Genomic DNA, 11,494 nt, shown 5'->3' with positions numbered 1-11,494 from the left:
TTTGGTCACCAGACAAGAAGATGGAACCCGAAAATGGCACCATACATTTTCACAGAAAGAAACGGAATCTACATCATCGACCTTCAGAAGACTGTAAAGAAGCTTGAAGAAGCTTATATGTTCGTTCGTGACATTGCAGCTCAGGGCGGCGAAGTACTTTTCGTAGGTACAAAGAAGCAGGCTGGAGATTCAGTTAAGGAAGAGGCTACAAGAGCTGGCGCACACTATGTAAACGCAAGATGGCTCGGCGGTATGCTCACAAACTTCAAGACAATCCAGACAAGAATAAAGAGACTTGAGCAGCTCCACACAATGGAAGAAGACGGTACATTCGCACTTCTCCCTAAGAAGGAAGTTGTTAAGCTCAACCTCGAGATCGAGAAGCTCGAAAAGTTCCTCGGCGGTATCAAGACAATGAAGAAGCTCCCTTCAGCTCTCTTTATCGTTGACCCACGCAAGGAAAAGATCGCTGTTGCTGAAGCTAAGAAGCTCAATATCCCAATCGTTGCTATCGTAGATACAAACTGCGATCCTGATGAAGTTGATTACGTTATCCCTGGTAACGACGACGCTATCAGAGCTGTAAAGCTTATCGCAGGCACAATCGCTAACGCTGTTATCGAAGGCAGACAGGGCGATGACGCTACAGTTGCTGAGGAGGCTCCTGCTGAGGAAGCAGAGACAGCTGAGGCTGACGCTGAATAATCATAAAACATTTAGAACAATCAAAAACCCGAACTAACACTTCGGGTTTTTGCGGATTTAATAATAAATAGGAGGTTATAACAATGGGAAAGGTTTCCGTTGCAGAAATTAAAGAACTTATGAAGTCCACAGGCGTTGGTATGATGGACTGTAAGAAGGCTCTCGAAGAGAACGATGGCGATATGGACAAGGCTATCGAGTTCCTCAGAGAAAAAGGACTTGCTACACAGGCTAAGAAGAGCGGCAGAGCTGCTGCTGAGGGCGTAGTTACAGCTGTTGTAAACGGCGAAGTAGGCGTTCTCCTCGAAGTAAACACAGAGACTGACTTCGCTGCTAACACAGACGATATCAGAAACTTCGTTGCTAACGTAGCAAACACAATTATCGAAAAGAACCCTGCTGATGTTGAGACTCTCAAGGCTATGCAGATCAGCGGCGGCAGCAATACAGTAGGCGAAGTTCTCACAGAGCTCGCTGGTATGAAGATCAGAGAGAATATCGTTATCCGTCGTTTCGTAAGACTCGAGGGCAAGCTTGCTTCTTATATTCACAATGGCGGCAGCATCGGTGTTCTCGTAAAGATGGATACAGACCTTGCAGCAGATCAGGTTGCAGTTATCGGTAAGGACGTAGCTATGCAGTCCGCAGCTCTCAATGCTGCATATCTCTGCCGTGAGCAGGTACCTGATGAGGTGCTTGAGAAGGAGAAGGAGATCATGATGGCTCAGATGGCTGAGGATCCTAAGATGGCATCTAAGCCTGAGCAGGTTCGTGCAAAGATCGTTGAAGGTAAGGTTGGCAAGTACTACAGCGAGAACTGCCTCCTTGAGCAGGCATTCGTTAAGGACGACAAGCTTACAGTTCAGGGCTATGTAGATGCTGAGGCTAAGAAGCTCGGCGGCTCTATCAAGGTCGTTGACGTTATCCGTTACGAGCGCGGCGAAGGTGTTGAAAAGAAGGAAGACAACCTTGCTGACGAAGTAGCAAAGATGATAAAGTAATTTAATAATGAAAGGGCAGCGGCGTATATACGTTGCTGCCTTTTTGTTATATAGGGTGTTGGTATGAGGAAAATAATTGGCGGAGTATTTTTGGTGATCGTGCTGCTTGGTGTACTCGTTTCAGTTGTCGGGTTCAGTGATGCGGCAATGTATATGAGCGGCAAAATGCTTGGGGTTAATAGCGCGGCAATGGAAGATCTTGAAAAGGAGAGTCGCGCAGAAGCTGATATCACGTATGTTGACGGCCATTTTGCAACTTGCGAGGAAATGGACGGTAAACTTGGCATCAGCGGAGATACTCATGAAGTATATTATTACATTGTCGAAAACATAAGCGCTGATGATATGAAGAAGCTCATTGACGGTGAAATGTCAGGGAATATTCGTAATTATTTTGCCTATGTAGTTTCTGTTTCGTCATTTGATCTGAAGGAAAAGCTTGATAAGAATTATCGCGGCTGGACTGATTATTTTAACGGGAACACCAATGAAATGCCTGAAGCTGTTCATATTGAGGGGAAGCTTTGTGAGCAGCCTAAAAGCAGCGGATATATAAAGATAAGGAATAACGCTTTGAAAGAGATAGGCATTGATGCTTCCGAAGTTGCCGCACTCAGACTAATTGACGAAAAGCCCGATACTATGTCACTTGCGATGTTTGGCGGCGGAATAGGTGCTGTATTGGTCGGAGCAGTTGGCGAAATATGCTTGTATGCATCGGCAAGAAAAAAGAAACGAGAAGAATTCTATTACTGATATATGCAAAAAACCCGAAAACAATTGTTTTCGGGTTTTATAACAACATAATTATTTGTGGCGCTCCCAGGAACCTGTTCCGCCGAATATGCCGCATGACAATGAAACTGCACCTGCCTGGAAATGACCGAGCAGATTGCTGTGCTTGTCGAAGAACAGGAAACTTGTATAAACGTTTGTGGCGTTGACTTCAAATGAGTGAGTTTCTTTTAAAAGTCTTTCGATGTCGTCCGTATAAACATCACCTATCAGTGCGCCGCCGCCTACAGAACCGATACCGCCTGCATTTCCTGTAAATTTAGCGCCATAGACTTTGTCATCAATATCACAGTATACTCTTGAATACAAGAATACAGTGAGGATAGAGCCTGTTGCGTGATATTTTGTTTCGGTAAGCTGCATTTTCTGAAGTGCTGCATCGAGAACTCCATCGTCCATTTTGCCTCTGTGTTCTTTTTCGATTCCTTCAATGATTTGTGCTTTTAATTCGTTGCTGTCCATAATAATACCGACCTTTCTGAGTTTAAGTGTGTGATAATTAGAGTACAACTGCTAAATTTGACTATATATAACATTTTATATACACAAATGATATATAATAATCATAAACCGCGGCAAACAATTGTATATATTAACTATAACATATATTTCGTGATAGCGCAAGTGACGGAATAAATGAAAATATGTTGCCATTGTTGTGCATAACTAACTATAAGTATATGAAATAATTGATAATTGAAGCTGCTGTGAGGAGAAAGTGGTTCAGCTCAAAAAATATATATATAATTTTCCACACAAACTGCTTGGCGTTATTGTAAGATGTTACAATAATACAGACGGATTTTCGTAAGGTTTTTTCTTGCAGTCCTTGACTAAATATGATATAATATATTTAATTGGATAAATATGTTCAGAATTATGAGGTAAAAAATATGAACAGTAATATAAGTAAACTTGCAGGTTCAGTGGGCAGAGTAATTGTCGGCAAAAAAGAGACAGTTGTTAATCTTATTGCGGCACTCCTTTGCGAAGGTCATGTTCTTCTTGAAGATGTCCCCGGCGTAGGAAAAACGCAGCTGATAACAGCTCTTTCACGTTCGATCGGCGGTAAGTTCAACCGTATTCAGCTAACTCCTGATGTTATGCCATCGGATATAGCAGGTTTTACGATGCTTGATTCCGCCAAGGGAGAGTTTATATACCGTGACGGTGCGGTAATGTGCAATTTCCTTCTTGCTGACGAGATAAACCGTGCTTCGCCTAAGGTACAGTCTGCACTTCTTGAAGCTATGGAAGAACGCCAGATAAGTCTTGACGGCGTGACACACAAGCTTCCTCGACCGTTTCTTGTTATGGCAACGCAGAATCCTGTAGAAACTTATGGTACGTTCCATCTCCCGGAAGCACAGATGGACAGATTTTTTATGAAGCTTTCCATGGGATACCCGTCAGTTGAGGAGGAGATCCAGATCCTTGACAGAACTGAAAATAATAATCCTATTGTCAATATCACCGAACCTGTCATGACAGTTGATGATATCGCGGCTATGCAGGAGGATGTAAAAAAGGTAAGAGTTACCAATGAAGTGAAGGAGTATATCGTCAATATAGTAGCTTCGACCCGTCAGGACAGAAATACGATCCTTGGTATAAGTCCCCGCGGAAGTATCGCGCTTTTCAAAGCTGCTAAGGCGTATGCGTATATTTATGACAGAGAGTACGTTACTCCTGATGATGTCAAGAACGTTGCAGCAGCCGTGCTTGCCCACAGGATAATTTTATCCCCGCAGGGCAAGACTGCTTTCGGTACAGGCGAGGCATATGTGGAATATGTTCTCAAGAACTGCAATGTTCCCATGATGAGCTGATTATGAAGTATCTAAAAAGTGTACTGAGTATCCTTGCGGTCGTATTTCTTGTCTACATCTTTACTTTTTACGTGGACGGCGAAATGGGAATAATCCTTCTTGCCTTCGTAGTTTTTGCACCGCTTGTATCCCTTGGACTGACATTGTATGCAATGAACAGCGTAAAGGTGAGCTTCACCTGCGACGCATACGTGAAAAAGGGGAGCAAGCTTCTCGTAACGGTAATGGTCGAGAAAAAGGGACAGCTGCCCACATCAATACTGGAGGTATGTCCGTATGCTTCCATAATATTCGGTCAGGACATAAAGAGCCGTAAGCTGACAATGCTCAATGAAAACAAGAAAACGTTCAGATATGAGTTCGATGCCTTGGTCGGCGGTAACGGGGAAGTTGGTATCAGCGCAGTTTATGCGTGTGGATTCATGGGCTTTTTCAAGATACGCTTAAAGTCGTCCATGCTACAGCCGGTATCCGTAGGTGTAATACCTGAGATACCTGATATTAAAGCCTCTACACAGCTGTTTCGTTCAATCGCAGATGTTGTTCTCACGAGTGATGACGATGAGGAGAATGATACCGCAATGATGTTCTCGGCAAATACTTCTCCGGGATATGAACATCGTGAATACGAACAAGGCGACCCGCTCAAGCGCATCAACTGGAAGCTTTCATCGAAAAAGTCAAAGCTTATGGTAAGACTTGATGAAGCAGCTGCATCTGTACAGCCAGTGATAGTGCTTGATCTTTTCAGGCGAAATACTGTTCCTCCTGAAAATGCCGTAAGAGCGGAAGAACAGCTTATACGTTCCGTGTTCGGACTGCTGTCGCTGCTTGTAAAGCAGGGTATAGCTTGTAATTTCGTCTATAGGTCAAGTTCAGGGGATACGATAAATGAAAGTGTAGACAATCCCGATTATCCTAATCAGCTTCTGCTGAAGGTACTTGCTGTTAAGGTAGTTCCCGATAAGAGGATCGACCTGAAACAGGTGAATACGTCGGTATGTGCCTGTGTAATAGCAACAACAGATGCAGGAGAGGGATTCTCGGCAGTTAGTGACTGCATAGATAATCCTGATAATGTAAGTATAATCGGTCTATCCGTAGCGTCCGCGAACTCTACATCGCTGCCGCTGTGGTATCTTGATGAGGATAATAACTTTATTTTGGTATAAATATGAAAGAAAGCAATACAAAAAATTTCAGTCTGAAGCAATTTCTTGTTAGGACGCTGACTGATCCTGTTCTCTGGTATACAGCGCTGATAATGGCTGCACTGATGTATCATTACCGTGACAGGATAAAGACTGATAATCAGGGGTATTTATTTGCTGTTGGCTGGGGAGCTGCAACTTTTGCAAGCGGCTGGCTGATGTTCAGGATATTCGATTATATGCAGAAGCACCATGTCATAGGATATGGCGTATACGGTGTCCTTGTAGCGCTTTTTGGCATCGGAGTGCGTTATTCGCTGGATAAAGGTTCGGCGAACTACGGTATCTCATGGATGCTCTGGTTCCTGACACCTCAGGACTCTGTTGAATTCAACTACTGGTACACCATGGGATTTTTCCTGCTGTTCCTGCTTTTCATGGGATCGGTAATATACTACTTCACCCGTGTAAGGTACAGGATATTCATGAATTTTCTCATTTTCATAATACCGTTTGCCATATACGGTAAAGAATATGAGAAAATGCCCACAGGCTTTATCATACTTCTCACAGTAGGATATGTACTTCTGATGGTCTACTACCGACAGCTCGCGGACAGCGAAACGTCGATCTTCATCGGCAGAAGGCAGTCGTGGAAAACGATAGCTGCATATGCTGTAGCATTTTCGAGTATAGCTGCCATTATTCCGAAGCCTGCCGTAGAGGCTGACAGGTCATATCTCGAATCTCTCATCAACGCTGAAGCGCTGACCGACAGGCTCAATGATATGCTCAACGTTTTCAGAGATACTACATCAGGTCAGCAGTTCAGGTCAAAAAGTCAGAACTGGTTCGTATATGAAGCGGATGCGCAGGAACCTCTGCGTATAAAAATGGAGACATTTTCGACCTATAACTTCAAAGATGACAGCTGGAAGGTAACCAAAGTCGATGATGTTTTCGGAGAGACGCTTTATTCTGCTCCACTTGATATCGGTTCACCGATGGGAATTGCAGATGCTATTCTCTGTGCGGCAAGTTCCGACAGTGATTTTGCCGAAAAGTACGGACTTACAGAGTATGTCAGCGAAGGTCTCGACCAGCCTGAGATACGTGAGGTCAAGTTCTATTCTTTATACGGCTTGATCGGAATGTCAGACGGTTCACATATGGCACCTGTCCCGCAGGGCGCTATAACTATGACAGAATGTTCACGAAGAAACAAGATGACCAGACTTCGCAACGGCGTTGTTTATGCAATAGATTCGCCGTTCTCGACGGTGGAGAAATTCAAATTCAACTACAGTGCGGATACGTTTTTTTTAAGCAGTAAAAACAGAGCTTTTATTGATAATATCGCACAGTACGATTACAAGCAGCTGCTCGAAGATGCCGATAACGTTCTTTTCTGGCAAAAATACGGAATAAACAGAGATGACACGGATGAGGACACATTAAGAAGTTACAATTATTTCGAGCTCGACTATAAGCTGTATGACGATTATCTTGATTTTTACCTTGATTACGGCAATAATACCAAGATCAAGGAGCTGGCGGACAGGATAACGAAGAACTGTACGACAGAGTATGATAAGGCAAATGCTCTTGAGGCTTACTTTTATAACAATGACTACATATACGATCTGAGCTACAATAAGAAGAAAGGCGAAAATGCCGAGACATTCCTCTTTGATACAAAAAGAGGTGTCTGCTATGAGTATGCAACATCAATGGTTCTTCTCGCAAGAGCTGCTGGCATTCCTGCAAGATACTGCGAAGGCTACAATATGACAAAGCCGAGGGAGAACGCTATAAATCCCGGAGCAAATTATGTTGTGACTACAAAGGACGCACACGGCTTCCCTGAGCTCTACATCAGAGGCTACGGCTGGCTCAGCTTTGAGCCGACGATAACCGATGAAGTTGTCGAGAAGAAAAAAACGACAGCTACAGATATGCTGTCAAGAGCGGGATTATACATACTTGCGATCGCATTATTTGCCGTCCTGTTCTCATTTGTATATCCTTTCCTGGCACATAAGATATTCATTATGCGCAGCAGGAAGCGTTCACCGCGCGAGACTGTCAGGGCGATAATGCACAGGATATGCAGGCTCTATGATATCGAAAGTGCCAATACCTCGTCTGAGGTCGGTGTTATCGTACATGATACATCGGGGGCTGATATCGGAGATATCGTGGAAATGTTCGATAAATCCGCATACGGAGGCATCGAGCTTTCTGAAAATGAAAAACAGGCAGCCATAGAAGAATACATAAAGGCATATGATGCTTTAAGAGAAGCAAAAAAGAATAAACATACACGAATTGACAAGGTGTGAACGGAGTTTTTAAAATGCAGTCTTTAAAAGATAAAGGAATAATTAAGCTCCTGCTGGCATTTCTTGTATTCATAGGAGTGTTTGCAGGAGCGTTAAGAACAGAACATAATGTAAGAGCAGCTGAAGATTTTCGCCTTTGGCGGCAGCTTGATGACCGATGGGGGAATACAGCTATCGGCGGTACTACTCTGCGCAGATCGGGCTGCTATGTGACTTCTATAGCAATGGTCGCAGCCGCATCGGGAGCGAGGAACACTGACAGCTTTGACCCCGGTGTATTTGCAAGGCAGCTCAATAGTATGGGCGCATTCAACAGCGGCGGCGGTCTGATCTCGTGGGCATCTGTGAACAGAGCTGTGCCCGAGATAAATATAGCAACTGCGAATATCAGCTTCAGATCTGGGGATCAGAGCGGTAAGGCAAGGGAACTGAAGGAGTACCTTGACAAGGGAATGTACGTTATATGCAATGTAGGCGGACACTGGGTGTATATCGACGGTGTTATCGGTGACGATGTATATATGGCTGACCCTGCAAAGGACGAGATACTCATGTTCAAGGCGTACAACAACAGCAGCATAACCTGCTATCAGGCGCTCAGCGGTAAAAATCCATATAAGGGCTTTGTGCCGCTCAATGCAAAAACTGCTGCGGCTGCACCTCTGACAACGACTACAGCAGCTACAACAATTTCGGCAGCGACAACAACTACGGCAGTTCTGCCGGATCAGGCTCCTGTGGTATACAAACCTGGAGAGTATTATTGCGGCAGCAGTGAAAAAGTTGATATACTGGCTGATATAAAAGACGAAAAGAGCTCTTTCGCAAAGCTTGATGACGGCGGAGTCGTTAACGTATTGAGCGTCAGCGGCGGATACGGCGAAGTTAGTGTGAGCGGCAAAAAGGGCTGGGTCGATCTTTCGCCGCTCAGATATGCCGAAAGTGCTGAAAAGATCACGCCAGGCGATGTCAACAATGACGGAAGAAATGACGAGTACGACCTTGCACTTATAAATGAGTACATTTCAAAAAGCGAGAGCCTTCCCGAAGGTATTTCAGCGCTTACACAAGCCGAGAAAAAGGCTGCTGATCTCAGCGGCGACGGCAAAATAGACAATACAGATGTGCTTTTATACCTCATGCTCATCTGTAAATAAGGAGAAAATATTCAATGGAATGGACAGAAGTCAATATTTATACGACCACAGAAGGAATAGAGCTGCTTTGCTCGAAGCTGACCGATATCGGTATCAAGGGATTCTCTATTAAAGACCCCGAGGATTTCAAGGAGTTCTTAGAGAACAAAAACGGTCAGTGGGACTACATTGATGACGATCTTATGGGTCTGTCGGAATGTGAGACTTGTATAACAGTCTATATCCCGTCAAATGGTCAGGGAGCAGAGATGCTCCTCACTATAAAGTCAATGCTCTCGGAGATGAAGGCTGCGGACATTGACGGAGCTTACGGCAGACTTGAAGCTGAGATGACAAGTATCCGTGAAGAGGATTGGGCAAATAACTGGAAACAGTATTTCAAGCCTTTCAAGGTGGGAGAAAAGCTTGTTATCAAGCCTTCGTGGGAGGAATACGACAACTCCGACGGCAGGATAATCCTTGAAATTGATCCTGCGTCCAGCTTCGGAACAGGAAAACATCATACCACAAGACTTTGCCTTGAAGTGCTTGAAAAGTATCTGAACAAAGGGGACAAGCTCCTTGATATGGGCTGCGGAAGCGGTATCCTTTCCATTGGTGCAATGCTTCTTGGAGCAAAGAGTGCAGTTGCGGTAGACATTGAGGAAAACGCAGCGGTAACAGCTCTTGAAAATGCAGTCAAGAACCATATCTCACCTGATGTATACAAGACTTATTTCGGCAATATCCTCACAGATGAGAAACTTGCCGATGAGATAGATGATAAGTATGATATTATAGCAGCAAATATTGTTGCAGATGTTCTTATCGCAATGAAAGACAGCTTCAGACGTTATCTCAGAGACGGTGGTATACTGCTTGTTTCGGGTATCATCGAGGAGAGAATGGACGAAGTTATCGAAGCGCTGATCTCGGCAGGCTTCAAGGAGCCCGAGCCTGAAGTGCGCGAAGGCTGGGCGGCAGTCAAGTTTACAGTTTAAAATTATGCCATGCATATTTAATAATTATTCATAAGGAGAATAGAAAATGGGAATTTTTAAGAAGAAGAACAATCAGAAGGAAGATGTAGCTGCAACAGCTGCAGATCCGAGAGAGGATATCAAGAAGCTCGTCCTCGATGCGCTCAACGCAAAGCTTAACGGAACACTTTACGATGACTGCGTAATAATGCCTAAGGGATTTACAATTGATGTTCAGGTGGGCAGATTAGAGGAGAACGAAGGTATCCAGATCCTTCAGACTATCTTTATTGTAAGACATGACGACTTTGACGAGCCTCTTATCGAGCCTGTAGATTCACAGGGACAGACTCTCGAAGAAGCTTCATCAATGGCTGTTGAGATATTCCACGGCGGCGTATGGCACCCACTCGACCAGTCTATGGTCAAGAAGAACCCACAGCCTGTTTCAGTTGATTTCCTCAGACAGCACTATGATTTTGATATGTACTGCCAGTCAGTTGTAAGAATAGGCGTAAAGGACAAGCAGCCAACTATGCTCGTAAACTTCATCAGAAATGAGATACCAAAGTATCTCGGCTCAAAGAAGTATTACTGGCTCAGGATCTACCTTGCAAAGTACAAGGAGAAGAAGATAATCGAGGTAAGAATAAACGGTTCAGTATGCGTTGAGCTCTCAAAGTACTTCAATGAGTATGTTGAGAATGAGATGAAGGCTGACGAGGTGTTCGTTTCAGAGAAGCAGTATGCTATATTCGTTCAGCGTGAAGACGATAAGTGTCCATTCAAGAAGGAGCTCGTCATGAACGCTGCAAAGGAAACTATCAATATGATGGTGAACATCAAGTCCCGTGAGGAATACATCGAGATGACAGAAAAGCTCGAAAAGCTTGTTGACGGAGACAAGAACATCGCTGCCGAGATCAGAGTATTTATCCCTGAGATATTTGCAAAGCTCACACTCGGCTACCGTGAGGGCGACAGCCTGTTCCTCCTCGAGGGTGAAGGCGAAGAGCAGCAGAGCATCGAGTTCAAGAAGACACAGCTCCGTACATATTTCTACCTCCAGCAGGCAGTTCTTGAATATATGAGCGGTAAGCCAACACAGGAAGATGTTTCCCGTATCGTAACAAACAGCGTGGCTTTCAGAGAACTCAGAAAGGCTATCGACACAGCTAAGGAAAACGGCAAGGAGCTCAAGCCTGACGATCTCTATGTACCAGGTACATCATACAAGATCGGTCACGAGGGCTACAGAGTCTGGTAAGATGATCATACTTCCCCTGTACTTTGCAGGGGAAGTTTTTCTGAAATATTGAAAAAAATGCTTGACAAAGCCCGTACTTTATGATAAAATATTATTGCCGCTTGTAAACAGGCTCAAAAAGTTGTATTATACACGCCTGTAACAGCGAGTTTATTGAAAAGGCAGGTGCCACAATATGTACGCAGTTATTGAAACCGGCGGAAAGCAGTATCAGGTAAACGAGGGAGATATCATCTTCATCGAGAAGCTCGCAGCAGAGGCTGATGAGACAGTTACTTTTGACAAGGT

The 11,494-nt window shown here is 44.2% G+C and carries 11 protein-coding genes; 10 read left to right on the top strand and 1 reads right to left on the bottom strand.

The features are described 5' to 3' along the window. The 3 genes from rpsB to K6G33_RS11090 form a co-directional block, all read left to right on the top strand. On the top strand, positions 1–705 hold a 705-nt coding region (rpsB, locus tag K6G33_RS11100), incomplete at its 5' end, for a 30S ribosomal protein S2 (RefSeq protein WP_296779428.1). A gap of 83 nt (positions 706–788) precedes the next feature. Next, complete coding sequence (gene tsf, locus K6G33_RS11095; RefSeq protein ID WP_296779426.1) at positions 789–1,706, top strand: translation elongation factor Ts; 918 nt, start codon at positions 789–791, stop codon at positions 1,704–1,706. A 63-nt stretch (positions 1,707–1,769) separates the two neighbouring features. Continuing rightward, positions 1,770–2,462, top strand: coding sequence for a hypothetical protein (locus K6G33_RS11090; protein ID WP_296779424.1), 693 nt, complete (start codon positions 1,770–1,772; stop codon positions 2,460–2,462). A gap of 51 nt (positions 2,463–2,513) precedes the next feature. On the opposite strand, the gene K6G33_RS11085 is transcribed toward K6G33_RS11090, so the two are convergent. After that, the gene (locus tag K6G33_RS11085) at positions 2,514–2,963 is read right to left on the bottom strand and encodes a VapA/VapB family virulence-associated protein (protein WP_296779421.1); all 450 of its coding nucleotides are present in this window, start codon (positions 2,961–2,963) and stop codon (positions 2,514–2,516) included. Positions 2,964–3,394: 431 nt separating this feature from the next. Here K6G33_RS11085 and K6G33_RS11080 point away from each other — a divergent pair, with 431 nt between their 5' ends. From K6G33_RS11080 to rplU, 7 genes are all read left to right on the top strand, one after another. Beyond that, positions 3,395–4,330: a MoxR family ATPase gene (locus K6G33_RS11080; RefSeq protein ID WP_296779419.1), complete on the top strand. Its 936-nt coding sequence runs from the start codon at positions 3,395–3,397 to the stop codon at positions 4,328–4,330. Positions 4,331–4,332: 2 nt separating this feature from the next. Beyond that, positions 4,333–5,502 carry a DUF58 domain-containing protein gene (locus K6G33_RS11075; protein WP_296779417.1) on the top strand — a complete coding sequence of 390 codons (1,170 nt, stop codon included), beginning with the start codon at positions 4,333–4,335 and terminating at the stop codon, positions 5,500–5,502. A gap of 2 nt (positions 5,503–5,504) precedes the next feature. Next, the gene (locus K6G33_RS11070) at positions 5,505–7,823 is read left to right on the top strand and encodes a transglutaminase family protein (RefSeq protein ID WP_296779414.1); all 2,319 of its coding nucleotides are present in this window, start codon (positions 5,505–5,507) and stop codon (positions 7,821–7,823) included. 14 nt (positions 7,824–7,837) lie between these two features. Continuing rightward, entirely contained in the window at positions 7,838–8,980 is a 1,143-nt protein-coding gene (locus K6G33_RS11065; RefSeq protein WP_296779412.1) for a dockerin type I repeat-containing protein, read from the top strand. Between the two features lie 14 nt (positions 8,981–8,994). Further along, the gene (gene prmA / locus K6G33_RS11060) at positions 8,995–9,960 is read left to right on the top strand and encodes a 50S ribosomal protein L11 methyltransferase (RefSeq protein ID WP_296779410.1); all 966 of its coding nucleotides are present in this window, start codon (positions 8,995–8,997) and stop codon (positions 9,958–9,960) included. Positions 9,961–10,006: 46 nt separating this feature from the next. Next, on the top strand, positions 10,007–11,206 hold the full coding sequence (locus tag K6G33_RS11055) for a DUF6348 family protein (RefSeq protein WP_296779407.1): 1,200 nt from the start codon (positions 10,007–10,009) through the stop codon (positions 11,204–11,206). A gap of 175 nt (positions 11,207–11,381) precedes the next feature. Further along, on the top strand, positions 11,382–11,494 hold a 113-nt coding region (rplU, locus tag K6G33_RS11050), incomplete at its 3' end, for a 50S ribosomal protein L21 (protein ID WP_296779433.1).

This window comes from Ruminococcus sp. (genome assembly GCF_024691275.1).
Classification (GTDB): domain Bacteria; phylum Bacillota; class Clostridia; order Oscillospirales; family Ruminococcaceae; genus Ruminococcus.
The sequence above is the reverse complement of the archived record's forward strand: the minus strand, read 5'-3'. Positions and strand labels throughout refer to the sequence as shown.